This window comes from Paracoccus sp. DMF, from assembly GCF_004407025.1.
In the GTDB taxonomy this organism is placed as follows: Bacteria; Pseudomonadota; Alphaproteobacteria; order Rhodobacterales; family Rhodobacteraceae; genus Paracoccus; species Paracoccus aminovorans_B.
Genome location: NZ_SOKV02000016.1, coordinates 47,741 through 70,931, shown reverse-complemented (window position 1 = coordinate 70,931; position 23,191 = coordinate 47,741). Strand labels below are relative to the sequence as shown.

General features: G+C 69.9%; 21 protein-coding genes. 8 read left to right on the top strand and 13 right to left on the bottom strand.

The features are described 5' to 3' along the window. Nucleotides 1-227 precede the first annotated feature (227 nt). The 4 genes from E3D03_RS10865 to E3D03_RS10850 are packed head-to-tail and all read right to left on the bottom strand — an operon-like array spanning nt 228 to nt 4,985. Nucleotides 228-1,355: an acyl-CoA dehydrogenase family protein gene (locus tag E3D03_RS10865; RefSeq protein ID WP_263566978.1), complete on the bottom strand. Its 1,128-nt coding sequence runs from the start codon at nt 1,353-1,355 to the stop codon at nt 228-230. Further along, nucleotides 1,352-2,533 (bottom strand): acetyl-CoA C-acyltransferase, encoded by a 1,182-nt coding sequence (locus E3D03_RS10860; RefSeq protein ID WP_263566977.1) that lies wholly within the window; start codon nt 2,531-2,533, stop codon nt 1,352-1,354. Before E3D03_RS10860 ends, E3D03_RS10865 begins: the two co-directional genes overlap by 4 nt. 28 nt (nt 2,534-2,561) lie before the next feature. Then, entirely contained in the window at nt 2,562-3,329 is a 768-nt protein-coding gene (locus E3D03_RS10855) for an SDR family NAD(P)-dependent oxidoreductase (RefSeq protein WP_263566976.1), read from the bottom strand. A gap of 3 nt (nt 3,330-3,332) precedes the next feature. Further along, entirely contained in the window at nt 3,333-4,985 is a 1,653-nt protein-coding gene (locus E3D03_RS10850) for an acyl-CoA synthetase (RefSeq protein ID WP_263566975.1), read from the bottom strand. Between the two features lie 135 nt (nt 4,986-5,120). Between E3D03_RS10850 and E3D03_RS10845 the strand changes: the two genes are divergently transcribed. Further along, entirely contained in the window at nt 5,121-6,137 is a 1,017-nt protein-coding gene (locus tag E3D03_RS10845) for an AraC family transcriptional regulator (RefSeq protein ID WP_263566974.1), read from the top strand. Here the strand turns inward: E3D03_RS10845 and E3D03_RS10840 are convergent. From E3D03_RS10840 to E3D03_RS10820, 5 genes are all read right to left on the bottom strand, one after another. Then, a complete protein-coding gene (locus tag E3D03_RS10840; RefSeq protein WP_263566973.1) occupies nt 6,094-7,077 on the bottom strand; it encodes a hypothetical protein in 984 nt (327 codons plus the stop codon). The two genes, E3D03_RS10845 and E3D03_RS10840, sit on opposite strands and share 44 nt — an antisense overlap. A gap of 68 nt (nt 7,078-7,145) precedes the next feature. Further along, on the bottom strand, nt 7,146-7,556 hold the full coding sequence (locus tag E3D03_RS10835; RefSeq protein WP_263566972.1) for a type II toxin-antitoxin system VapC family toxin: 411 nt from the start codon (nt 7,554-7,556) through the stop codon (nt 7,146-7,148). Then, complete coding sequence (locus E3D03_RS10830) at nt 7,553-7,792, bottom strand: AbrB/MazE/SpoVT family DNA-binding domain-containing protein (RefSeq protein ID WP_018000630.1); 240 nt, start codon at nt 7,790-7,792, stop codon at nt 7,553-7,555. The genes E3D03_RS10835 and E3D03_RS10830 overlap by 4 nt, the downstream gene beginning before the upstream one ends. Before the next feature lie 113 nt (nt 7,793-7,905). Beyond that, the gene (locus tag E3D03_RS10825) at nt 7,906-9,015 is read right to left on the bottom strand and encodes a ParB/RepB/Spo0J family partition protein (protein WP_263566971.1); all 1,110 of its coding nucleotides are present in this window, start codon (nt 9,013-9,015) and stop codon (nt 7,906-7,908) included. Further along, nucleotides 9,012-10,316, bottom strand: a complete 1,305-nt coding sequence (locus E3D03_RS10820; RefSeq protein ID WP_062562657.1) for an AAA family ATPase — start codon at nt 10,314-10,316, stop codon at nt 9,012-9,014. The genes E3D03_RS10825 and E3D03_RS10820 overlap by 4 nt, the downstream gene beginning before the upstream one ends. 489 nt (nt 10,317-10,805) lie before the next feature. Here E3D03_RS10820 and E3D03_RS10815 point away from each other — a divergent pair, with 489 nt between their 5' ends. Next, nucleotides 10,806-11,489 carry a DnaA N-terminal domain-containing protein gene (locus E3D03_RS10815; protein WP_263566970.1) on the top strand — a complete coding sequence of 228 codons (684 nt, stop codon included), beginning with the start codon at nt 10,806-10,808 and terminating at the stop codon, nt 11,487-11,489. A 5-nt stretch (nt 11,490-11,494) separates the two neighbouring features. Here E3D03_RS10815 and E3D03_RS10810 read toward each other — a convergent pair whose 3' ends face one another. Then, entirely contained in the window at nt 11,495-12,064 is a 570-nt protein-coding gene (locus E3D03_RS10810; RefSeq protein WP_062562655.1) for a 2'-5' RNA ligase family protein, read from the bottom strand. Nucleotides 12,065-12,203: 139 nt separating this feature from the next. Continuing rightward, nucleotides 12,204-13,925 carry a D-lactate dehydrogenase gene (gene dld / locus E3D03_RS10805; RefSeq protein ID WP_263566969.1) on the bottom strand — a complete coding sequence of 574 codons (1,722 nt, stop codon included), beginning with the start codon at nt 13,923-13,925 and terminating at the stop codon, nt 12,204-12,206. 137 nt (nt 13,926-14,062) lie between these two features. On the opposite strand from dld, the gene E3D03_RS10800 reads away from it, so the two are divergent. The 6 genes from E3D03_RS10800 (at nt 14,063) to E3D03_RS10775 (ending at nt 19,324) form a co-directional block, all read left to right on the top strand. Then, complete coding sequence (locus tag E3D03_RS10800; protein ID WP_263566968.1) at nt 14,063-14,824, top strand: FCD domain-containing protein; 762 nt, start codon at nt 14,063-14,065, stop codon at nt 14,822-14,824. Nucleotides 14,825-14,885: 61 nt separating this feature from the next. Then, the gene (locus tag E3D03_RS10795) at nt 14,886-15,167 is read left to right on the top strand and encodes a hypothetical protein (protein WP_263566967.1); all 282 of its coding nucleotides are present in this window, start codon (nt 14,886-14,888) and stop codon (nt 15,165-15,167) included. Between the two features lie 97 nt (nt 15,168-15,264). Beyond that, nucleotides 15,265-16,638 carry a GntP family permease gene (locus E3D03_RS10790; protein WP_263566966.1) on the top strand — a complete coding sequence of 458 codons (1,374 nt, stop codon included), beginning with the start codon at nt 15,265-15,267 and terminating at the stop codon, nt 16,636-16,638. A gap of 8 nt (nt 16,639-16,646) precedes the next feature. Further along, nucleotides 16,647-17,156, top strand: coding sequence for a gluconokinase (locus E3D03_RS10785; RefSeq protein ID WP_062563325.1), 510 nt, complete (start codon nt 16,647-16,649; stop codon nt 17,154-17,156). Between the two features lie 97 nt (nt 17,157-17,253). Further along, nucleotides 17,254-18,192 carry a pirin family protein gene (locus tag E3D03_RS10780; protein ID WP_263566965.1) on the top strand — a complete coding sequence of 313 codons (939 nt, stop codon included), beginning with the start codon at nt 17,254-17,256 and terminating at the stop codon, nt 18,190-18,192. 376 nt (nt 18,193-18,568) lie between these two features. Beyond that, nucleotides 18,569-19,324 carry a winged helix-turn-helix domain-containing protein gene (locus E3D03_RS10775; protein ID WP_263566964.1) on the top strand — a complete coding sequence of 252 codons (756 nt, stop codon included), beginning with the start codon at nt 18,569-18,571 and terminating at the stop codon, nt 19,322-19,324. On the opposite strand, the gene E3D03_RS10770 is transcribed toward E3D03_RS10775, so the two are convergent. Both E3D03_RS10770 and E3D03_RS10765 read right to left on the bottom strand, forming a co-directional pair. Further along, nucleotides 19,300-20,415: a sensor histidine kinase gene (locus E3D03_RS10770; protein WP_263566963.1), complete on the bottom strand. Its 1,116-nt coding sequence runs from the start codon at nt 20,413-20,415 to the stop codon at nt 19,300-19,302. The two genes, E3D03_RS10775 and E3D03_RS10770, sit on opposite strands and share 25 nt — an antisense overlap. Beyond that, complete coding sequence (locus E3D03_RS10765) at nt 20,412-23,033, bottom strand: ATP-binding protein (RefSeq protein ID WP_263566962.1); 2,622 nt, start codon at nt 23,031-23,033, stop codon at nt 20,412-20,414. The genes E3D03_RS10770 and E3D03_RS10765 overlap by 4 nt, the downstream gene beginning before the upstream one ends. Nucleotides 23,034-23,191 lie beyond the last annotated feature (158 nt).

The following is a 23,191-nucleotide window of genomic DNA, read 5'->3' as shown; positions in this document are numbered from 1 at the left end:
TAGGCCGCGGCACAAACACCCGCAAGAGGGAAAGTGACGGAACCATGAAATTTTCCAGCAAACATATGAAACATAAAGGAAAATTCAGGAAAGGATTTGTTCCGCCGAGGAACATCTGCCCGCCCGACACGGGTTCCTCATCGCCCCTGCCCGCCCGGAACCCCAGCAAACGCCGGGGGAATCGCCAGGCCCGCCGATTCCGACACGGGAATCGGCGGGCCGCGGAATCACAGCCCGCGCGCGATCACCATGCGCTGCACCTCGCTGGTGCCCTCGTAGATCTGGCAGACCCGCACATCGCGATAGATGCGCTCGACCGGGTAATCGGCCAGGTAGCCATAGCCGCCATGGATCTGGATCGCGGCCGAGCAGACCTTTTCGGCCATTTCCGAGGCGAAGAGCTTGGCCATCGAGGCCTCGCGCAGGCAGGGCTTGCCCGCCTCGCGCAGGCTCGCCGCGCGCAGCACCATCAGCCGGGCCGCGTCGATCTGCGTCGCCATGTCGGCCAGCTTGAAGGCCACCGCCTGGTGCTCGGCAATCGGCCGGCCGAAGGTCACCCGCTCGCGCGCATAGGCCAGCGCCGCCTCATAGGCGCCGCGCGCCATGCCGACCGCCTGCGCCGCGATGCCGATGCGCCCGCCTTCCAGGTTCGACAGCGCGATCCTGTAGCCCTCGCCCTCAGCGCCGAGCCGATTCTCGGCCGGCACCCGCATGGCCGAGAACGCCAGCGCGCAGGTATCCGAGCTATGCTGCCCCAGCTTCGTCTCGACCGAGACCACCTGATAGCCCGGCGTCTCCGTCGGCACGATGAAGGCGGAGATGCCCTTCTTGCCGGCCTCGGGATCGGTCACCGCAAAGACGATCACCACCGAGCCATTCTTGCCCGAGGTGATGAACTGCTTGGCGCCGTCGATGACGTAATCCGCGCCCTCGCGCCGCGCCCGCGTCTTCAGCGCCGAGGCATCCGACCCCGCCCCCGGCTCGGTCAGCGCAAAGCCCCCGATCCACTCGCCCGCGGCCATCCTGGGCAGGAACCGTTCCTTTTGCGCATCGGTGCCGAAACGCAGGATCGGCACGCAGCCGACCGAGCTATGCACCGACATGATGGTCGAGCACGCCCCGTCCGCCGCGGCAATCTCCTCCAGCGCCAGGGCATAGGCCACCATGCCGGTTTCCGAGCCGCCATGCGCCTCGGGCACCAGCATGCCCAGGAAACCCAGGGCCCCCATCTCGGTCAGCTCCTCGCGCGGGAACTGATGCGCGCGGTCGCGGGCGGCGGCGCCGGGCGCCAGCCGCTCTTGCGCGAAATCGCGGGCGGCCTCGCGGATCGCCTCCTGTTCCTCGGTCAGGATCATGGCAGCACCTCCACCGCCATGGCCGTCGCCTCGCCGCCGCCAATGCAGAGCGTGGCGATGCCGCGCCCGCCGCCCTGCCCCTCCAGCGCCGAAAGCAGCGTCACCAGCACCCGCGCGCCCGAGGCGCCGATGGGATGGCCCAGCGCGCAGGCGCCGCCGTTCACGTTCACCACGTCATGCGCCAGGCCCAGATCGCGCATCGCCGCCATGGCGACCACGGCGAAAGCCTCGTTGACCTCGAACAGGTCGTAATCGCCCAGACCCGTGCCGGTCCGCTCCAGCAGCCGGCGCACGGCACCGATGGGCGCGGTCGGGAACAGGTTCGGCTTGTCGGCGAATGTCGCGTGGCCGATGATCCGCGCCCGCGGGGTCAGCCCGCGCCGCTCGGCCTGCGACTGGCGCATCAGCACCAGCGCCGCCGCCCCGTCCGAGATCGAGCTGCTGTTCGCCGCCGTCACCGTGCCATCCTTGCGGAAGGCCGGCCTCAGCCCGGGGATCTTGTCGAGCCGCGCCTTGCCCGGCTGTTCGTCGATCGCGACCAGCGTGTCGCCGCCGCGGCTCTTGACCGTCACCGGCGCGATTTCCGCCGCGAACCGCCCCTCGGCAATCGCCTTCTGCGCCCGGGTCAGCGAGTTGATCGCGAATTCGTCCTGCGCCTCGCGGGTGAACTGATAGGCCTCGGCGCAATCCTCGGCGAAGGTGCCCATCAGCCGGCCCTTGTCATAGGCATCCTCGAGCCCGTCCAGGAACATGTGGTCCAGCACCTGGCCATGCCCCATGCGGTAGCCGCTGCGCGCCTTCGGCAGCAGATAGGGCGCGTTCGACATGCTCTCCATGCCGCCCGCGACCACGACATCGGCCGAGCCAGCCAGCAGCAGGTCATGGCCCAGCATCGCGGCCTTCATGCCGGATCCGCACATCTTGTTGACGGTCGTCGCCCCGGCCCCCAGCGGCAGGCCCGCGCCCAAGCCCGCCTGGCGTGCCGGCGCCTGGCCCTGGCCGGCGGGCAGCACGCAGCCCATGATGATCTCGTCCACCGCCTGCGGGTCGAGCCCGGCCAGGGCAGCCCGGATCGCGGTCGCGCCCAGCGCGGCGGCCTCGACCCCGGCGAAATCGCCCTGGAAGCCGCCCATCGGCGTGCGCGCCGCGCCGGTGATGACAATCGGATCGCTGCTCATTGTCGGATCTCCTGATTTCGGGGCGCCATCACTTCGGCGCCATGCGCAGCGCGCCATCCAGCCGGATGACCTCGCCATTCAGATAGGCATTCTCGACGATATGGCGCACCAGCGCCGCATATTCGCCCGGATCCCCCAGCCGCGAGGGGAAAGGCACCGTGCCGCCCAAGGACTCCTGCACCTCTTGCGGCAGCCCGGCCATCATCGGCGTGGCAAAGATGCCGGGTGCGATGGTGACGACGCGGATGCCGTGCCGCGCCAGCTCGCGCGCGGCGGGCAGGGTCAGCGCCGCGACACCGCCCTTCGAGGCGGCATAGGCCGCCTGCCCGATCTGCCCGTCATAGGCGGCAACCGAGGCGGTGTTCACCACCACCCCGCGCTCGCCCCCGGCATTCGGCGCATTCTTCGCCATGGCATCGGCCGCCAGCCGCAGCATGTTGAAGGTGCCGACCAGGTTGATCTGGATGGCGCGGGCAAAGCTCTCCAGCCGGTGCGGCCCGTCGCGGCCAACGATCTTCTCGCCCGGCGCCACGCCGGCGCAGTTCACCGCCACGTCGATGCGGCCGAAATCCGCGACCGCCGCCGCCACCGCCGCCGCGCCGTCCTCGGCGCTGGTCACGTCGCAGCGCAGGAAGCGTGCCGCCGCGCCCAGTTCCGCCGCGACCGCTTCGCCGGCCTCGGCATTCACGTCCAGCACCGCGACCCGCGCGCCGGTGCCGGCCGCCATCCGCGCCACCGCCGCCCCCAGGCCCGAGCCCGCGCCGCTGACCAGAAACACCTTGTCCCGAATATCCATGTCTTACGCCTTCGCCTGTTTCTCGACTTCCGCCCTGCGCAGGATGAAGCGCTGGATCTTGCCCGAGGGCGTCTTCGGCAGCTCGCTCACGAAGTCCAGCAGTTTCGGCCAGGCATGGGCCGAGAGCCGGCGCTTGACATGGCCCTGCAATTCCTCGCGCAGCGCATCCGTCCCCTCGACCCCGTTCGCCAGGATGACGAAGGCCTTGACGATCTCGGTCCGCTCGGGGTCGGGCACGCCGACCACCGCCGCCTCGATCACCGCCGGATGCTCGATCAGCGCGCTTTCCACGTCGAAGGGCCCGATGCGATAGCCCGAGCTTGTAATCACGTCATCCGCCCGGCCGATGAAGCTGACCGAGCCGTCGGGCTCGAATTCGACGGAATCGCCGGTGGAATAATAGCGCCCCGCCAGTTTCGGCTGGTTCAGATAGCCGGAAAACCACATCAGCGGCGACTGCTCCAGGTCGATGGCCAGCACGCCGGGCTGGTTCGGCCCCAGTTCGCGCCCCGCCTCGTCCAGCACCACCACGCGATAGCCGGGCATGGCCAGCCCGGCCGAGCCCGGACGCACCGGATGCTCCAGCCCGTGGTGGTTGTTCACGCACATGCCCATCTCGGTCTGGCCGTAATGGTCATGGATCGGCACCGCCAGGTGCTCGGCGAACCAGCGGATGATCTCGGGGTTCAGCGGCTCGCCGGCGGAGCTGACCACGCGCAACCGGCCCTTGACCGCGGCGGCCGCCTCCGGCCCGGCCGCGATCAGCATCCGGTAGGCGGTGGGCGAGCCCGCGAGGTTCGTCACCCCCAGCCGCGCGATCAGCCCATAGGTCGTGTCGGCCGTGAACCCGCCCTCGTACAGGATCGTCGCCTGCCCCAGCAGCAAGGGGCCGGTCAGCGCGTAATAAAGCCCATAGGCCCAGCCGGGGTCGGCGATGTTCCAGAACACGTCGTCCTCGCGCAGGTCCACCGCCTCGCGCATATAGGCGCCAAAGGCCAAGAGCGCCCGCAGCGGCACCGGCACCCCCTTGGGCAGGCCGGTCGTCCCCGAGGTCGACATCATCATGAACAGATCCTCGCCCCGCCGCATCGCCGGCTCGAACCGGTCCGAGGCCGCGTCGAGGCCGGCGCGGAAATCCACGTCGCTCGCCGGCACCGCCTCGCCCACCGTGGCGACCAGCGGATGGTCGGGGATCTCGTCCAGCTTGGGCCGCTGGGCGGAATTGGTCACCACCAGCCTGGCGCCGCTGGTCGCCAGCCGGTGCTCGATCGCCTTGGGCCCGAAGGCGGTGAACAGCGGCTGATAGACCGCCCCCAGCCGCCAGGCGCCCAGCACCACCGCGACCAGCTCGACCGTGCGTGGCAGCAGCCCGGCCACCACGTCGCCCGGCTTCACGCCCTTGTCGCGAAACAGGTTCGCGGCCCGCGCCGACAGGTCGCGCAATTCCTCGAACGTATACTCCCGCAACGCGCCTTCGGCCGAGACGCAGCGCAGCGCCACCCGGTCCGCGCCGCAATGCCGGTCGCAGCATTCGACGCAAGCGTTCAGGCCGCCTTGCAGATCGCCCTGCAAGCCTTCCATCGCCGCCTCGATGCTGAACCGCGCCACGGCCTGCTCATAACCCGGCCGCGACCGGGCGAGATCCTTCGCCACCATATGTTCCTCCACTCAACGCCCAACCCAAGCTTGGCGCGGCTCCTCCGAGTTCCCGGCCAGCTTAGCGCGCTCGGCATTGCAAACAATGTCATTCCCGGCCAGATTATCTGATCGGTTTTGCAAGATGGACCGCCCGTGGAACGCCGCATGATCTCGCCCGGCTTCGTCGAGGACGCGCTGGGTTGCCTCTATCGCCGCCGCATCGACCCGGCGCCGCTCCTGGCCGCGGCCGGCATCCACGACCGCGGCCAGCCGGTCTCGAACGTGCAATACGGCCGGCTCTGGCTCGCCATCGCGGATGCGGTCGGCGACGAGTTCTTTGCCGAGGGCGCGCGGCCCATGCGCCCGGGCAGCTTCAAGCTCCTGTGCCAGGCGACCGTGCATGCCGGCACGCTGGAGAACGCCCTGCGCCGGGCGCTGCGTTTCCTCGCCGTGCTGCTCGACGACCCGACCGGCAGCCTGTCCGTGCAGGACGGCTTGGCCGAGATCCGCCTGACCGACCGCGCCGCGCCCCGCCGCGCCTTCGCCTATCGCACCTATTGGCTGATCCTGCTCGGGCTGATGTGCTGGCTGATCGGCCGGCGCATCCCCTTGATGCGGGTCGATTTCGCCTGCGCCGCGCCCGAGGATCGCGGCGACTACCTGCAGTTCTTCGGCGCGCCGGTGCATTTCGACCAGCCCGCCAGCCGCCTGACCTTTGCCGCCAGCTACCTGCCCTTGCCGATCATTCGCCAGGAAAAGGCGCTGCAAGGCTTCCTGCGCGGCGCGCCGGCCAATATCCTGATCCGCTATCGCCACGACCAGGGGCTGACCGCCCGCATCCGCGCCCGGCTGCAGGCAACGCCCCCTGCCGACTGGCCCGATTTCGACCGCCTCGCCGCCGATCTGCGCCTGTCGCCCGCCACCCTGCGCCGCCGCCTGCGCGCCGAGGGCCAGGGCTACGGCGCCATCCGGGCCGAGATCCGCCTGCGCGCCGCCCGCCAGCTGTTGCGCGACACGCCCCTCAGCGTGGCCGAGATCGCGCATCGGCTGGGCTACGGCGAACCCAGCGCCTTCCACCGCGCCTTCCTGAAACAGGCCGGCATCCCGCCCGGCGCCTTCCGCCGGCTCAGCCCGCCAGCACCCACAGCCGAAAGCGCCGCGCCCCGGTGATCTCGCGGGCAAGGCCCATGTCGCGCAGCCGGACCAGCAACCGCTCGGCGGTGTCGCGGCTGATGCCGGCCAGCCCCTCCAGCATCGAAGCACTCAGGATCGGATGCGCGGCCAGCGCCGCGACGACACGGGCGGGGTTCTCGCCCTTGATCCGCGCCACGGCGGCCAGCGCCCGCGCCTGCCAGTCGGCGACCCGCACCAGCTCCTGCCGCGCCTCGACCAGCCCCGCCGTCACCGCCGCCAGGTGCCGCCCCATGCGCTCGGGTACCGGGCCGCCGTCGACCCAGACCCCGCGCCCGTGCCGGCCGAAGGGCACGAAGCGCAGCGCCTCGCAGCCCGCCGCCATGTCGCGCGCGGTCCAGACCGCCGGTTCGGCCAGCACCTCGGGCGCCGACAGCCCGCAGATCCGCCAGGCCATGCGCAGCGCCGGCCCCCGCGCCAGCGGCGCCACCGCAGCCAATCCCACCGCCATGTCGTGGAACTCCGCCGCCGCCGCGTCGAAACTGCCGCCCGTGGGCCGCGTCGCCAGCATCTCGTCCAGCCCCGAGACCTCGGCCCGATGCAGCCCCAAAAAGCCGCGCAGGTCGGCCGGATTGCCCTGCCCCTCCAGCCGCCGCAAGCCCCAGCGCGCCAGCCGCATCGCCTCCAGGTCGGCGCCGGCCCGCGCCTCCATCAGGTCGCGACCGATCTCCTCGCGCTGCAAGGGCGTGCCCTGCGCCCAGAGCATCGCCTCAAGCTCGATCAGCGCCAGCCGGGTCACGGCACCCGCCCGCGCCTCGGCCGGCAGCGCCGCCAGCATGCCGTCCAGCCGCCCCAGCGCCAGGCTCGCGCGCGCCAGCGCCTCGGCCAGCCCCGCCTGCGCCGCACCCCAGGCAGCCGCGTCGAAAAGCTGGCCAGGGGCCGCTTTGCCGTGATAGGATGGGTCAGGATCGGACGGCACGCCTGCTGCCTCGCAATGCTTCATATCCGCAGAATAAGCCGATCCCGCGGTCTACCGGAAGCCCCCATTCAGCTGTCGGGGCAGATCACCGCCACGCCGGGAAAATAGCTCTGGTAGCGGCCGCGATCCCGGGTCAGCAGCCGATAGCCCCGGATCGCGGCATGGGCGCCGATATAGAAGTCGGGCAGCGGCGCCTGCCGGCTGCCACCGCGCCGACGATAGGCCAAAAAGGCCTTGCCGGCAAGGAAGGCCGCCGGCCAAGGCAGCGGCTCGCGGTGGAACACGTCCTCGGGCAGCACGGCGTCCAGCGTCTCGATGCGGCTATGCGCGACCGAGACCTCGGCATAGATCAGCGGGTTGATGACCAGCCGCGCGCCCTGCCCCAGCATCGACAGCATCCGCGCCGACCAGCCGCCCCAGCGCGGATCGTCGGTCGCAATGTCGATCAGGATATTCGCATCCACCAGGACCGGAGTCATTCCCGGGTCAGCGCCATGATCTGGTCGGTGGAAAGCCCGGTGTCGGCGCTGCCGCGCAATCCGGCCAGCGCCGTCTCCAGCCGGCGGCCGCGGCTGTCGCCTGCGCTATCGGCGGCGACCACGCGCACCACGCCATCGTCGCCGATCAGGAATTCGACCTCGGTCCCAGGCTGGAAGCCGGCGAAATCGCGGACTTCCTGCGGGATGGTGACCTGGCCCTTGATGGTGATGCGCATGGCGATTCTCCTCGGTATTACCGCCAGTATTACCACGCGCACCCCCGCCTCGCAAGCCTTCCCCGCGGGAAGACGGCGCGACCTTCCCCGTGGGGAAGGCCCGCCAAGCATGGCTAGTCGAGGCTCTCCAGCATGGCGCGCACCGCCGCCTCCAGCCGCCGCCGGTCCACGGCGGTAAAGTCGCGCGGCAGCCGGATCTCCAGCCGGCCGTTTGCGGCGGTGCATTTCGCGCTGCCCTGCGGCCGCTCGATCTGGAAGGTGGTGCGCGCCTTCCCCGCGGGGACGGTCGGGGCCGAAGCGCGCGGCGCGGGCTTGGCCGCATCCTCGTCGCCGCCCTGCCCCGCATAGCGGCGCAGGATCTCCAGCTCGTCCTTGATGCTGCGCGTGTCCCAGTCCTTCAGCTCGGCCCGGATCGCCGCCGCCGTGCCCGGCACCTCGTCCAGCCGCTGCGACAGCGCCAGCCCCAGCGCGCGCGGGATCTCGGGCGCATACATCAGCGTCTCGCCCAGGCTTTCCATCAGCCGAATGAAGCTGCGGATATAGCTGCGCTTCTGATAGCCGGCCGATTTGAACAGGATCGCCACCGCCTTTTCCGGGTCGTGCTCTTCGGTCATCGGGTCCATGGCGTAATGCAAGGCCAGCTGCGCCATCTCGGCAAATGAGATGTCCTTGCGCACCAGGTTCTCGTCGACCATGCGGCGATAGAGGCTCTCCAGCTCGTCGCCCCGCGCCGCGATCCCGGCCGGGATCCGGCCCCAGGTCTCGGCATCGCCGGTCTCCTCCAGCAGCTGGCGATAGGCCGACAGCCGGCGCCAGCCCTGGATCAGTTCATAGCGGCCGTCGCCCGCCGGCTCGACCCGGATCGGGTTCGACAACCCGATGTCGCGGATCGACTCGACCAGTTCGGCCAGTTCGTAATCGGCACCCGGCGCGCGGTCGCGGATCAGCTTGCGGGTGTCGATCGCGTCCAGCGGGATCATGTCGGTGATCAGCCCGGCGCGCTTCAGCCGCACATGCTCCTGCGCCAGGGCGTCGTTCTCGGCCCGGATCTGCGCCTCCAGCCGGGCGCGGTCGCGCGTCGACTCGGCGGTTTCGTTGATCGCGGTCGCCATCGGGCCCCGGCGCTGCTCGCGCTCATCCTTCCCCGCGGGGAAGTCAGCAGGCGGTTCCGCCGCCGGCTCGTCCGGCATGTCGATTTCAAAGACGCGACGCTTGCGACTCATGCCTCACCCTCCAGCTTGTCCCAGGCCGCGACCAGGCGCGTCCGGAATTCCTCATAGGCCTGGTCGAAGGTGGCGCGCGCCCGGCGCCAGGTGCCGCGCGTCATCTCGCGATAGTCGATCTCGTAGATCGAGGACAGGAAACGGCCCGACTGCTCCACCGCCCGGGTCAGTTCGATCGGATGCTCGGCCATATGCTCGCCGAACACCTGCTTGAAGGCGCCGAACATCGCCTGGTGCAGCTCGTTCGAGGGCTCATAGCGCGTCATCAGGAAGCGGATGTCGGCAAAGGCTTTCGGCAGCTTGATCTTCCCCGTGGGGAAGTTGTCGAAGCCATGCGCCAGGTCCTCCAGCGCCTCGGACAGCTGGCCGATGAAGCTGGTGGTCGAGTCGTATTCCCAATAGCCGGGCCCCGAGGGGATATAGAGCATGTCGGCGGCAAAGACCGCGTTCATCGACTGGTAGCCGATCGCCGGCGGGCAATCGAACAGGATCAGGTCATAGGCATCGTCCGCCAGGCTATCCAGGAAGCGCGACACCGCGCCGAAGAAGGTCCATTCCGGATTCAGGTGCCGGTATTGCGCGCTGGCGAACTCGACGAAGGCGGCATTGGCGCAGCTGGGGATGATGTCGATGGTGGACCAGGCGGTCGGCTTGATGAAATCGGCCGGGCGCAGGCTGCCCAGGCCCATGGCGCGGATCGAGGTCGGCAGCTTGCGGCGGGGCAGGGCGGTCCCCGACTCGGCGCCGGCGGCGGCATTGTTCATGCGGTCCGTCTCGCGCTCCAGGTCGCGCGCCATGATGCCCCAGACGGTGTGGTCCTCGCCGACGTCGGTCAGGCCCATGGAATGGCTCAGCGTCGCCTGCGGGTCGAAGTCGACCAACAGCACGCGATAGCCGTCCAGCGCCGCGGCATGGGCGAAATGCAGCGCCACCGTGGACTTGCCGGCGCCGCCCTTGAAGTTGGCGATGGCGGCGCGAAAGGCGCGCTTGCCCTCCGGGCGATAGGGCATCAGCGTCTTGCGGTTGATCCGCACCCGCCGGCGCAGCTCGTTGATCTCGTCAAGCGAGAACCAGCGCTGGCGGCCGTCCTCCTCGACTTCCCCGAGGGGAAGGTTCGGATCCGCGGCCAGCTTGCCGCGAAAGGTCGACTGGTTGATGCGAAAGATCAGCTCGGCCACCTCCCAACTCGAGAAGCGGCGCAGGGTCTTCTCATTGGCCGGGCTGAAGGTCTGGCGCCGGATCCAGCCCTGCATCTTCAGCGATTGCGCCTGCAGCTTGGCGAGGTCTTCATGCGTATACATAGGATGCCTGTATTTATTAGGACGCAGATTTCGTTCCAATCCGCTTTTACGCCGGATTTGCGCTTTTGGCAAAAGCCGTTTTAACTGAAAGCGTCAAAGCCCGGAAAACCCGGGATTTCCAGCCCCTGCCGGCCGAATCGCCCAGGCCTCCGGCTCGGGGCAGCACGCCGATCCCGCGGACGAAAAGGAGGACACATCGTCCGCTTCGCCGCCGGATTGGGGGACAAAAGACCCGCAATGAGGGACGCCCAGCGAGTCCCCCTATACCATTGATACCGTTTTTTTCTTTGATGATCGGGGCTGGAATTTGGCTCTGCCGGCAAAGCGCTTGACAGAATCGGGAAACAGGACGCAAATGAGCTCCAGATGGCGAAAAGCGTTTCAGACGACAGCAGATCGTCAGCGCCATCCCGGGGTCACCGTCAAAAGGCGGGGCCTCTTCGAGCAGTGAATGAAGGCATCCGGCGCCAGCCGGGGACAGGACGAGCCATGCAGGTGATCCGTGCCGTCGGTCGGGAGGCCGCGGCCAAGAAATATGATTTGCTCAGCGCGATGATGGCGCATGGGCTGGCCGGCGACAAGCATCGCCAGCGGCTGATCCTGCGCCTGATGGCCCTCATCACCACCCGCTACAACTGGCAGCGCGACGAGCTGACCATCGGCCAGCGCGAGATCGCCCGGCTGTGGTGCGTCGATGAACGCACGGTGAAACGCGAAATGGCCAAACTGCGCGCGCTCGGCTGGCTCGAGATCAAGCAGCAGGGCGCGCGCGGCCGCGTCTCGGTGCTGGGGCTGAACCTCGACCGCATCCTGCTGGACACCAAGCCGGAATGGGCCAACATCGGCCCCGATTTCGTCGCCCGCATCGGCGGCGAGACCGCGCCTTCCGCCAGCAATGTCGTGCCGCTGCACCGCGCCGAGCCCGCCCTGCCGGTCGAGCCCGGCAGCCTCTGGGGCGAGGCCCGGGCGCGGCTCGCCGAAGAGGATCGCGCGCTGTTCGACGCCTGGTTCGCCGGCCTGGCCGAGGCGGGCGTCGCCGGCGATTGCCTGACGCTGTTCGCCCCCAGCCGATTTCACGCCAGCTATGTCGAGACGCATCTGATCGAGCGGCTGCGCATCGCCGTGCGCCGCTGCGACGGCCGCATCGCCAAGGTGCGCGTGCTGGGGCCGTGAGCCGCTCAGGCCTCGTCCAGCCGCCAGCGGCCCAGGGGCAGGTGCGTGGTCAGGCCCTGCAGGCTGTCGATCAGCACCAATTCGTCGACATGCCAATGGATCGGCGGCACCAGCCGCAGCGATTCCGGCAGCGCCCGGCCATAGGCGGCGGTGACATGGGGGGTGACATACATCGCCGGCAAGGGCCAGCCGGAGGGCGCAAAGCGGCGGCGGATGGCACGGGCCAGCGCGTTCGGCGTCGCCTCCTGGCCCCGGGTGGTAAAGACCAGCGGCCGGCGCCGCGCCGCGCGGTTGCCGAAATTGGCGATGCGGTCGAAGGTGATGTCGAAGGCGGGAAAGCGGAAATCCTGCATCGGCCGGTTCAGGAACCCGGCCAGCGCCGCATCGACGATCTCGGCCTCGGCGACCATCTGGATGGTCATGTGCAGCACCCTGTGCCGCAAGGGCGCGGAAAAGCCGCCAAGACGCCAGACCTCGGCCATGCGCGCCGCCACCGGCTCGGGCGGCACGGCGGCGAAGAAGATCTTGTGCGCGGGACCGGCCTGCGGAAGGGGCTGCGACTTGTCCATGAACATGGCGATTCCTCTCTGGCTGGCCTCCAATATTAGAACATAACCAGAACAAACGCCAGCACTGCGCCGTGCCTTTCTTTCTTGTCCAAATATCCCGGGGGTCCGGGGGCGGCGCCCCCGGCCGCGCGCGGGCCGCCGGGAATCAGCCTTCCGGCGACTGCCAATGCGCGCATTTCGCGGTCTGGCCCAGGCCCGGGTTCAGGCTGTTCGTCGGGTCGAGCCGGCGATAGAAATCCGCGAGCGCGGGCTTGGCCCGGTAGAGATGGCCGACATTGTGCTCGGCCGGGTATTCGGCGCCGCGGGCGTCCAGCAGCCGCCACATCGCATGCTCTACCGCCAGGCAGTCCTCGCCCTTCTTCACCGCGTAATCCTGATGGAAGACGTGGCAGAAGAAATGCCCGTAATACAGCTTCCTGGCGAGCTTCGCGTCCAGCTCGGGCGGCAGCCGTTCCAGCCAGTCGCGGCTGTTGCGGGGCAGGGCGATGTCCAGCGCCACGATATCCTCGACCTCGCGGGCATGGATGGCGCGGTAGCGCACCGCGGCGCCGGCCACGGCGAAACGGTGCAGAAAGGCGGCCCGGCCTTCGTCGGGCGTGCATTCGAACATGGCGCCGCTGGCCGAGGGGAAGACCGCGGCAAGATGGTCGCGCGCCTCGGCGATGCCGGTGCCGCCCATGCGCAAGAGCAGGTGATGTTCATAGCGGTCGCGAAAGTGGTTCATCCGCGCTGGCAGGTGCTGTGGCATCAGCGCCGCGATCCCCTGCGCCAGCCGGTCCGACAGCGTGGTGCCCAGGCCCAGCCGCTCGGTCAGCGCATCGATCCGCGCCTTGGCGGCGAAAAGCGCGGGCATGCGGTCGGTGCCGGCGTGGCGGATGAACAGGAAGGTGTCCTTGCCGTATTTCGCCGCGATATCATAGGCATCGCGGTGGATATATTCGCCGGCGATCGGCAGGTTCGCGAAATGCGCCAGCATGTGACGGCGCAGCGCGGTCAGCTCGTCCGGGTCGTTGCTGCCGATATAGAAGACGGCGCTGTCCGTCTCGGCCGCGAATGTATCCAGCCGCACGGCAAAGACCGCGAGCTTGCCGGCGCAGCCGGCGCTTTCGCGCAGCCGGCGCGGATCGGCGTTGAAGCGGGCCGGGGTCGGGGCCGCGATGTCGCGGACATGCTCGGCATAGTCGCGGTCCGAGGCCCAGGCCTCGGTCGGCGCGGGCAGGGGCAGGTCGCCCGATTCGACGCGGGACAGGATCTGTTCCGGCGTGTCGCCCAGGTCGAGGCCCAGGTGGTTGACCAGCGCGACCGAGCCGTCGGCGCGCACCTCGGCATAAAGCGTCAGTTCGGTATAGGCCGGGCCGCGCTGGACCAGGGCGCCGCCGGAATTGTTGCAGATGCCGCCCAGAACCGAGGCGCCGATGCAGCTGGAGCCGATGACCGAATGCGGCTCGCGTCCCAGCGGGCGCAGGCGCTTTTCCAGCGCGTCGAGCGTGGCGCCGGGCAGGCACAGCACCTGCGCGCCGCCGTCGATCAGGTGGATGCCCTTCAGCCGCATGACCGAGATCAGCACGATCTCGCGGTCGTAATCGTCGCCCCAGGGGGTCGAGCCGCCGGTCAGCCCGGTATTCGCGGCCTGCAGGATCACCGCCCGGCCGGCGGTGACGGCGGCGTTGAGCACGCGCCACATCTCGACCAGCGAGCCCGGGCGCACCACGCAGGCGACCGGCCCGCCGCCATAGCGGAAGCCGCGGGTGAAGCGACGCGTGGCGCGGGTCGCGGTCAGCACATGCGCCGGCCCGACGATCTGGCGCAGCCGCTCCAGCAGGGCGGCGCGCGGCGCGGCAGCGTTTGGGGGGACGGGTGGGGTCATGGGTCTGGCTCCGGGTCGTCGCCGGTCCGTGGTAAAGTCAGTTGACCAGCGCCGTCAACCGGGAAAACCGATTGCACCATGGCCAATGCTGCGGCTAGTTTGACCTGCCGGCGCGGGGCCGGGGCAGGAGGCGCGGCATGGGCGACGAGAACCGGACGGCGGCCGAGGCTACGGCGCGCCATATCGAGGACCTGATCCTCGAAGGCTCGCTGCGGCCGGGCGATCCGCTGCTGGCCGAGCGCGACCTGGCGCTGCGGCTCAAGGTCTCGCGCCCGACGCTGCGCCAGGGGCTGAAGCTGCTGGAGCAGCGCGGCCTCTTGGTCGCGGAGGCCGGCGGCGGGCGGCGGGTGGCGCCGCTCGCGACCAGCTTCACCGATCCGCTGGTCGCGCTGATGGCCTCGCGCGCCGCGGTGGTCGAGGATTACCTGGAACTGCGCGCCACGCTGGAGGGCATGGCGGCGGGCCTGGCCGCGCGCCGCGCCAGCGACCTGGACCGCGAGACCCTGGCCGGCTGCATGCGGCGCATCGAGGCCGCCCATGAAGCCGCCGACCCGCGCGCCGAGGCCGAGGCGGACGTCGATCTGCATGTCGCGCTTTACGAGGCCAGCCACAATGTCGTGCTGCTGCAGATCATGCGGGCGCTGTCGGGGATGCTGCGTTGCGGCGTGTTCCACAACCGCGACACGCTCTATGCCCGGCCCGAGGTGCGCGAGGTGCTGCGGCGCCAGCACCGCGCCATCCATGACGGCGTGATGGCGCGCGACCCGCTGGCGGCCTCGGCCGCGGCCGAGGCGCATATGCGCTATACCCGCCAGGCGCTGGCCGAGATCGCCGCCGCCGAGGCGCGGCTGGACGTGTCGCTGCGCCGGATCGAGGGCGGCAGCCTGACCCCGCGCTGAGCCGCTTTGCCGGGCGCCGCTTCCATGCCATGATGGCCCTGCAATCAGGGAGGGAACGCGGATGGACAGGCTCGAGGCCCGGCTCGACGCGCTCGAAGGCCGGCTGATCGCGCATCGCCGGCTGCTGGCGCAGCTTCTGGCGCTGTCGCCGCCGGGCTTGCGCGCGGCGCTGCTGGAATGGCTGGAGGATCGCGAGATCATGCCGGACGGGCAGGAAGACCCCGGCGCGCTGGACCCCGAGGGCGCGGCGCTGGAGCTGGCGCTGTCGGACGAGATGCGGCTGATCCATGGCGCACTGACCACCGCGCAGGAGACGAGCGGGCAGGAGACAAAAACATATTAACTTTTCGCCTCGCATCGCGTAATGCGGCGCACGTTACCGCTAACATGCCGGTCGGACGGCGCGGTGACGCAAGGGATTTTGCTTGGGAGGAGATTTGATGAACGCGGTTGAACCCGTCTATGGCACCCCGGTGCTGCTCATGATCGCGGCGGGCGCGGTCCTGCTGCTGCTGGTTCTGATCATGCGCTTCCGGCTGCATGCCTTCGTGGCGCTGGTGCTGGTCAGCCTGATCACGGCCATGATCGCCGGCATCCCGATGGGCAAGGTCATTCCGACGCTGCTCGAGGGCTTCGGCTCGACGCTGGCGACGGTGGCGCTGCTCGTGGGCTTCGGCGCCATGATCGGCCGGCTGCTAGAGGTCACCGGCGGCGCGCAGGTGCTGGCCGACCGGCTGATCAACCAGTTCGGCGCCGAGCGCGCGCCGCTGGCCTTGGGCGTGGCCTCGCTGCTGTTCGGCTTTCCGATCTTCTTCGACGCCGGGCTGGTGGTGATGCTGCCGATCATCTTCAGCGTGGCGCTGCGCTTCGGCGGCTCGGTGCTGCTTTACGCGCTGCCGGCGGCCGGGGCCTTCGCGGTCATGCACGCCTTGGTGCCGCCGCATCCCGGCCCGGTCGCGGCGGGCGACCTGCTGGGCGCCGATATCGGGCTTTTGCTGATCGTCGGGCTGGTGGTGGCGATCCCGACCTGGTTCCTGGGCAGCTATCTGTTCAGCAAATGGGCCGGGCACCGCTTCGTGCTGCCGGTGCCGCAGATCCTGGGCGCGACCGAGGAAAAGCACGACCGCCGGCCGCCCAGTTTCGGCACGGTGCTGTTCGTGCTGCTGCTGCCGCTGGCGCTGATCTTTCTGAACACCGGGCTGAACACGCTGGCGACCATGGGTGCGATCGACGCCGAGGCAGGCTGGGTCACGGTGCTGCGGCTGGTCGGCCAGACCCCGGTCGCGCTGCTGATTACCGTCATCGTCGCCATGGCGCTGCTGGGCAAGGGCCGCAGCGCGGCCGAGGTCGAGAAGCTGATGGACGGCGCCCTGGGTCCGATCTGCGCCATCATCCTGGTGACCGGCGCCGGCGGCATGTTCGGCGGCGTCCTGCGCGCCAGCGGCATCGGCCAGGCCCTGGCCGGCAGCCTGGACAGCGTCGGCATGCCGCTGATCGTGGCGGCCTTCGTGATCGCGACCGCGCTGCGGGTGGCGCAGGGCTCGGCCACGGTGGCGCTGACCACCACCGCCGGGCTGATCGCGCCCACCGTCGCCGCGACCACCGGCCTTTCCGAGCTGGACCGCTGCTTCCTGGTCATCGCCATTGCCGGCGGCGCGACCGTGCTGAGCCATTTCAACGATTCGGGCTTCTGGCTGGTCGGGCGCTTTCTGAACATGGACGAAAAGACCACGCTGAAGACCTGGACGGTGATGGAGACGCTGCTCGGCGGCATCGCCTTCGGCTTTGCCCTGCTGGGCTGGTGGCTGCTGTGAGCGCGCCGATGCATATCGTGGTCATGGGCGTGTCCGGCAGCGGGAAAAGCACCACCGGCGGCGCGCTGGCCGAAGTGCTGGGCTGGCGCTTCATCGAGGGCGACAGCTTCCACCCGCGCGCCAATGTCGAGAAGATGGCGGCCGGTACGCCCCTGACCGACGCGGACCGCGCGCCCTGGCTGCAGGCGCTGGCGGCGGAGTTCGCCCGCAACGAGGCGGCGGGGGAAAGCTCGGTCATGGGCTGTTCGGCGCTGAAGCGCAGCTATCGCGACATCCTGCGCAGCGGCGCGCCCCGGGTGCGGTTCCTGCACGTGCATGGCACGCGGGCCATCCTGGAAGAGCGGCTGGCGCATCGCGAGGGGCATTTCTTCCCCGCGAAGCTGCTCGATTCGCAGCTTGCGACGCTGGAGATGCTGGGCCCGGACGAGGACGGCGTCGTCGTGGACATGGCGCTGCCGGTCGAGGAACAGGTCGCGCTGGCGCTGCGTCTGCTGGGGCTGACGTCGCAGGCGGCGTGATGGACCCGGCATGGCCCGCGCCGCGTTGGGCCCTGTCACTTGGGCCCTGTCACTTGGGCCCCGTCAATTGGGCATGTCCACCACGAGGAGAGCCGAGATGAGCTGGAACCCCGCGCTCGCGCCAGGTTGCCCCGATGCGATCGGCATCGACCAGATCGAGACCCTGATCGTGCCGCGTTCGCGCGACCTGGGCGGTTTCGAGGTGCGCCGCGCGCTGCCCGCGCCGCGCCGCCAAATGGTCGGGCCGTTCATCTTTTTCGACCAGGCCGGTCCGGCCGAGTTCCTGACCGGGCAGGGTATCGACATCCGCCCGCATCCGCATATCGGGCTGGGCACCGTCACCTATCTGTATCGCGGCGATTTCCACCACCGCGACAGCATCGGCAGCGACCAGGTGATCCTGCCCGGCGCGGTGAACTGGATGGTGGCCGGCAAGGGCGTCAGCCATTCCGAGCGCACCTCGGCCGAAGGGCGGTCGGGCCCGCACAGCCTTTACGGCATCCAGACCTGGATCGCGCTGCCCGAGGACCGCGAGGACATGGACCCGTCCTTCGAGCATCACGGCAAGGACACGCTGCCCCGGATCGAGGCCGAGGGCGTCGAGGCCAGGCTGATCCTGGGCCATGCCTATGGCGAGCGGGCGCCGGTGACGCTGTATTCGGACACGTTCTATCTGGACGTGGTGCTGCAACCCGGCGCGCGCTTCCCGCTGCCGGACGATCACGAGGACCGCGGGCTTTACATCACCGAAGGCTCGGTCCGCATCGCCGGGCAGGACTTCGAGGCCGGGCGGATGATGGTGTTCCGTCCCGGCGACCGCATCACCGTCGCCGCCGGACCCGCGGGCGCGCGGCTGCTGGCGCTGGGCGGCGCGACGATGAACGGGCCGCGCTATATCTGGTGGAATTTCGTGGCCTCGTCGCGCGAGCGCATCGAGCATGCCAAGGCGGAATGGCGCGCGGCCGACTGGGGGCAGGGGCTGTTCGACCTGCCGCCGACCGACCGCGACGAATTCATCCCGCTGCCGGATCGTTAGCCCTGAAGGCGGCATCAGGCCACCCTATGCGCATGCCCCCGGTGATCCTGATCGTCGATGACGATTGGTCCGGTCTTGCGCGGTGGGCGCGCTTCCACGGCCACGGAGATCACAATCTGCGTCAGAGCCCCAAACTGCCCCGATCGGCGCCCAGAGCTCACCCTCTCATGCAGTTTGCGCAGGGGCCTAGCTGACGGAGCTGATCCGCGGTGGAGGCGGGCCCGTAGAGGCCGAAGTCGGGCGGGCTGAACGGGCGGAGGCTCCAACGGCTCTGCGAGGGGCTATGAAGGCCGATTTTGCTCGGCTATGTTCAGGAAATCTCCAGAACTCCCGACGCTTGAACCAGCCGCATCCATGTCCGACGGAACGCCCCGCCATGATGCCCAGCCCGACCGGCGCGCCGGTCCAGACGCCCGAGACGGAACCGCCGCAGCGCATTCTCTTCGTCGAGGATGACCGCAAGCTCAGTGCTTTCCTGTGCCGCTATTTCGCCGAACAGGGCTACCTGGTCGAGGCGGCGCATGACGGGGCGGCGATGCGGCGGGCGTTGTCGGACAGGGGATTCGACCTCGTGGTGCTGGATGTCGGCCTGCCGGGGCGCGAGGACGGCTATGCCCTGGCCCGCGAGCTGAAGAAAGAGCGCGACATCGGTATCCTGTTCCTCTCGGCCCGGCAGGAGGCGCTGGACCGCATCGTCGGGCTGGAGATCGGCGCCGACGATTTCCTGGTCAAGCCCTTCGAGCCGCGCGAGCTTCTGGCCCGCATCCGCGCCATCCTGCGCCGCCTGCCAGCAGCCGCGAGCCCGGCGCGGGACGGCGCGGCGCGGCAGATCGGCTTCGACGGCTGGCTGCTGGATCTTGACGCCCGCGTGCTGCGGGACGCGCAGGGCAGGGTGCAGAGCCTGACCACGCAGGAATTCAACCTGCTCAGCGTGCTGGCGCAGCGGCCCGGCCGGGTGCTGAGCCGCGACCAGCTGCTGGACCTGACCGTCAGCCGCAACTGGGCGCCCTATGACCGCTCGGTCGATGTGATGATCGGCAAGATCCGCCGCAAGATCGGCGATGTCGGACCCGAGCCGCGCCGGATCCGCACCATCCGCGGCGCCGGCTACATGTTCTCGCCCGAGCCCTGATCCGGCGCGGGGCCGGGGCGCAGGCAGGGCAGGTCCAGCACCGCCCGCGCGCCGCCGGCCTCGGCATTGCCGATGCGGAAATCGCCGCCGCTGACCAGCGCCAGCTGCTGGATCATCGACAGGCCCAGCCCGGTCCCCTCGGGCTTGGTGGTGAAAAGCGGCTCTAGCGCATGGTCGAGCCCGCCGGCGTCGAAGCCCGGTCCGTCGTCCTCGACCGTCAGCCGCGCGTAATCGCCGCCGCGCCAGACATGGCGCAGCGCGATCCGCGCCCGGCCCCGGCCCTCGGTGGCATCGCGCGCATTGATCAGCAGGTTGACCAGCGCGGTGCCGATCTGGCCCGCATCGACCGGCGCCAGCAGCGGATGGTCGGGCAGGTCGCATTCGATCCGCATCCCGGCGCAAAGCGTGCGCGCCAGCATGGAGGCGGTGGTCCGGACCGGCAGGCGCAGGTCGCGCGGTTCGGGCGACAGGGCCGGCTGGCGGGCGAAGCCCATCAGCCGGGTGACCAGATCGCCCGCCGTCACGGCGGCGTCCAGCGCATCGCCGGCATAGGGCTTCAGCCCGTCCTGCGCCGGCAGCCGTTCGGCGATCACCGCCAGATTGGCCCGGATGACGGCCAGCATGTTCTTGAAATCATGCGACAGCCCGGCGGCCAGCTGCGAGGTGGCCTCGATCTGGCGCATCAGCGCCAGTTCGCGCTCGGCCCGCGCCTTGGCCGCGCGCAGTTCGACCAGCTGGAAGCAGCGCTCCAGCGCCCCCATCAGCTCGTCCAGGAAGAAGGGCTTGCGCAGATAGTCGTAGGCGCCCGCCTTCAGCGCCGCGACGGCGCTGTCCACCGAGGCATAGGCGGTCATGATCACCATGACCAGGCCGGGATGGCGGGCGTGCAGCCGCGCGGCAAGCTCGGTCCCGTCCTCGTGCCGCAGCCGGATGTCGATCAGCACCACCTCGACCGGCTCGGCCTCGAGCAGCGCAAAGGCCGAGGCCCCGTCCGGCGCGATGCGGCATTCCACGCCCTCGAGCGCCAGCGCGCGCGAGGTCGAGACGGCGAAGTCGCTGTCGTCGTCCAGGATCAACAGCCGCCGGGTCATGGCGGCTCGGCGATGCTCAGGCGCATGACCGTGCCCTCGGGGCCGGTGCGCGCGATCCAGGCGTCGCCGCCATGCAGTTCGGCGACGCGGCGCACCAGCGACAGGCCCAGCCCCACGCCGGAATCCTTGGTGGTGACCAGCGGGTCGAAGGCGCGGGCGCGGATCTCGGGCGCAAGGCCGGGGCCGTTGTCCTCGATCTCGACGATGCTGCGGCCCCCGTCGCGAAAGGCGCGCAGGATCACGCGGGGCACCCGGCCGGGCACCGATTCCGCCGCCTGCCAGCCGTTCTCGATCAGGTTGCGGATGGCGAATTGCAGCCGCGCCGGGTCGCAGCGCAGGCGCATCCTCTCGGGCACCTCCAGCGTGACATGGGGCGCGGCCGGATGTTCGGCCACCAGGGCCGAAAGCCAGTCGCGCAGATCGACCGGCACCGTCTCATGCGCGCCCTGGCGGGCGAAATCCAGCAGGATGTCGATGATCCGGCTGCAACGGGCGATGTTGCGGCGGATGCGCTGCACGTCCTCTTCGGCATCGGGGCCCAGGCCGGGGCTGCGCGAGAGCACCTCGACCGAGCTGGTGATGGTGCCCAAGGGGTTGCGCAGCTCGTGGCTGATCGTGGCCGCGACCTCGCCCACGGCGGCAAGGCGCTGGCGGATGGCCAGCTCGCGCTGGGTCGAGCCCAGCCGGCGCAGCGCGTCGATCAGGTCCTCCTCGGTCAGGCGGCGGCGCTCGTTCGCCATCACCGCCCAGAAGGCCAGCAGGGCCAGAAGCGGTGCCGAGCCCAGGAAGACATGCGCCACGACCTGCATGTCGCGCAGGCTGGCCGACAGGTGCCGCGCGAGCAGGTAGAGCATCCCGAGCCCGGCCATCAGCAGCGCGAAGACCGCCGCGACCTGCCAGGTCCGCCGGCCCAGCCGCGGCGGCATGCGGTGCAGCCGCAGGGCAGGCGCGGCGGGATCGACCGCGCCCGGCGCGCGGCCGCGCTTGCAGAAGTCGCGGCAATGCGGCTCGAGGCTGCAGCAGAGCGAGCAGATCGGCCGTTCGTAGAAGGTGCAATAGGCCATGTCGCGTGTTTCGTAGCCATGGCTGCAGATGGCGCAGTCGCAGCGGCTGCGGCGGCGGAAGACATGCGGCTCGCGCGCGATGAAGCCGCGGCCCTGCCGCATCAGGCCCAGGCCGGTCGCCGCGACCAGCGACAGGGCAAAGGCGATGGGCGCCGACCAGGCCTGCGCCATCGGCCCGCAAAGGCCGGCGTAAAGCGCCAGCCCCGCCAGCGCCCCCAGCGCCATGCCGCCGCAGCCGACCGGGTTGAAATCCGGCAGATGCGCGCGCCGGAACTCGATCCGCGCCGGGCTCAGCCCCAGCGGCTTCAGCACCGCCAGGTCGGCAAAGATCGCCCCCAGCCAAGCCAGCGCCAGGTTGGCATAGATCGCCAGCACCGCCTCGAGCGTGGCAAACACCCCCATCAGCATCAGCGCGCAGCTGATCGCGACATGGATCAGCAGCCAGATCAGCCGCCCGGGATGATAGCGCGCCACGCGCAGGAAGAAGTTCGACTGCGCCAGCGAGCCGGCATAGGCGTTGGTGACGTTGATCTTGACCTGCGCTAGCAGGATATAGGCCGTCGCCACCAGCAGCGCCATGCGCGGCCCGAACAGGTATTCGTAGGCGTGCCAGAACATGCCGATGGGCTCGACCGCGAATTCCGGCGCCATGCCGTCGCCGATGGCCAGCCAGACCAGGAAGCTGCCCATCAGCACCTTGGCGCCGCCGATCAGGATCCAGCCCGGCCCGGCCAGGATCAGCGCCCCCCACCAGCGCAGCCGCGTTGTGGCCTCGCGCGGGGGCAGGAAGCGCAGATAGTCCACCTGTTCGCCGATCTGCAGCGTCAGGGCGCAGAGCACGCCGATGGCGCCGCCCAGCGACAGCAGGCTGAAGGCGGGACCGGGCGCGGCCAGCCAGCGCGCCGCCGCATCGGGCTCGGCCCAGGCGATGGCGGCAAAGGGCAGCAGGGCCAGCACGATCCAGGGCAGCTGCGTCGCCACCTGGAAGCGCGAGATCGCAGTCATCCCGCGCGAGGCCACCGGCAGGATCGCCAAGGCCGACAGCAGATAGCCCAAGGGCAGCGGCAGGCCGAAGCAGACCAGCAGCGCCTGGCCGATGATCACCCCTTCGAGCGCGAAGAAGATGACGGTATAGGTGGCATAGATCAGCGACGTGATGGCCGAGCCGATATAGCCGAAGCCCGCGCCCCGCGTCAGCAGGTCCATGTCCACATTGGCCCGCGCCACATGATAGGCGATGGGCAGACTGGTGACGAAGATGAAGGCCGAGGCGATCAGCACCGCCACCACCGTCACATGCACGCCCCAGGACAGGGTCAGCGCCGCCCCGATCGCCTCGAGCGCCAGGAACGAGATGCCCCCCAGCGCGGTATGGGTGATGGTGGCGGGGCTCCAGCGGCGGTGGCTGGCGGGGGCGTAGCGCAGCGCGTAATCCTCGATGGTCTCGTCCGCGACCCAGGACTGATAGCTGCGCGGCGCGGGCTCCAGGCCGGGAAAGCCGCTTGCGTCCCGCGGCGGCAGGTCGGCTTCCGCGATGGCGCTGTGCCTGTTCATCGCTCCCCCCGGGGCCGCTCCTCCTGCGGCCGCCGCCGCCAGCCTAGCGGGCTTTGCCCGGGCTGGGAATTGCCCTTGCCTGCATGGCGCCGCGAAACCCCGCGTCGCGCAAGCGCCGGTTACAAGAAATTACATTTTCCCGGCTTGCGGCATGCATG

What these genes read in the sequence shown, in the direction of transcription:
- dld (WP_263566969.1), bottom strand. Translation starts at nt 13,925, where the DNA reads ATGACCCCACCCGTCCCCCCAAACGCTGCCGCGCCGCGCGCCGCCCTG.
- E3D03_RS10865 (WP_263566978.1), bottom strand. Translation starts at nt 1,355, where the DNA reads ATGATCCTGACCGAGGAACAGGAGGCGATCCGCGAGGCCGCCCGCGAT.
- E3D03_RS10855 (WP_263566976.1), bottom strand. Translation starts at nt 3,329, where the DNA reads ATGGATATTCGGGACAAGGTGTTTCTGGTCAGCGGCGCGGGCTCGGGC.
- E3D03_RS10810 (WP_062562655.1), bottom strand. Translation starts at nt 12,064, where the DNA reads ATGTTCATGGACAAGTCGCAGCCCCTTCCGCAGGCCGGTCCCGCGCAC.
- E3D03_RS10790 (WP_263566966.1), top strand. Translation starts at nt 15,265, where the DNA reads ATGAACGCGGTTGAACCCGTCTATGGCACCCCGGTGCTGCTCATGATC.
- E3D03_RS10830 (WP_018000630.1), bottom strand. Translation starts at nt 7,792, where the DNA reads ATGCGCATCACCATCAAGGGCCAGGTCACCATCCCGCAGGAAGTCCGC.
- E3D03_RS10780 (WP_263566965.1), top strand. Translation starts at nt 17,254, where the DNA reads ATGAGCTGGAACCCCGCGCTCGCGCCAGGTTGCCCCGATGCGATCGGC.
- E3D03_RS10860 (WP_263566977.1), bottom strand. Translation starts at nt 2,533, where the DNA reads ATGAGCAGCGATCCGATTGTCATCACCGGCGCGGCGCGCACGCCGATG.
- E3D03_RS10795 (WP_263566967.1), top strand. Translation starts at nt 14,886, where the DNA reads ATGGACAGGCTCGAGGCCCGGCTCGACGCGCTCGAAGGCCGGCTGATC.
- E3D03_RS10785 (WP_062563325.1), top strand. Translation starts at nt 16,647, where the DNA reads ATGCATATCGTGGTCATGGGCGTGTCCGGCAGCGGGAAAAGCACCACC.
- E3D03_RS10765 (WP_263566962.1), bottom strand. Translation starts at nt 23,033, where the DNA reads ATGAACAGGCACAGCGCCATCGCGGAAGCCGACCTGCCGCCGCGGGAC.
- E3D03_RS10815 (WP_263566970.1), top strand. Translation starts at nt 10,806, where the DNA reads ATGCAGGTGATCCGTGCCGTCGGTCGGGAGGCCGCGGCCAAGAAATAT.
- E3D03_RS10850 (WP_263566975.1), bottom strand. Translation starts at nt 4,985, where the DNA reads ATGGTGGCGAAGGATCTCGCCCGGTCGCGGCCGGGTTATGAGCAGGCC.
- E3D03_RS10835 (WP_263566972.1), bottom strand. Translation starts at nt 7,556, where the DNA reads ATGACTCCGGTCCTGGTGGATGCGAATATCCTGATCGACATTGCGACC.
- E3D03_RS10820 (WP_062562657.1), bottom strand. Translation starts at nt 10,316, where the DNA reads ATGTATACGCATGAAGACCTCGCCAAGCTGCAGGCGCAATCGCTGAAG.
- E3D03_RS10825 (WP_263566971.1), bottom strand. Translation starts at nt 9,015, where the DNA reads ATGAGTCGCAAGCGTCGCGTCTTTGAAATCGACATGCCGGACGAGCCG.
- E3D03_RS10800 (WP_263566968.1), top strand. Translation starts at nt 14,063, where the DNA reads ATGGGCGACGAGAACCGGACGGCGGCCGAGGCTACGGCGCGCCATATC.
- E3D03_RS10770 (WP_263566963.1), bottom strand. Translation starts at nt 20,415, where the DNA reads ATGACCCGGCGGCTGTTGATCCTGGACGACGACAGCGACTTCGCCGTC.
- E3D03_RS10775 (WP_263566964.1), top strand. Translation starts at nt 18,569, where the DNA reads ATGATGCCCAGCCCGACCGGCGCGCCGGTCCAGACGCCCGAGACGGAA.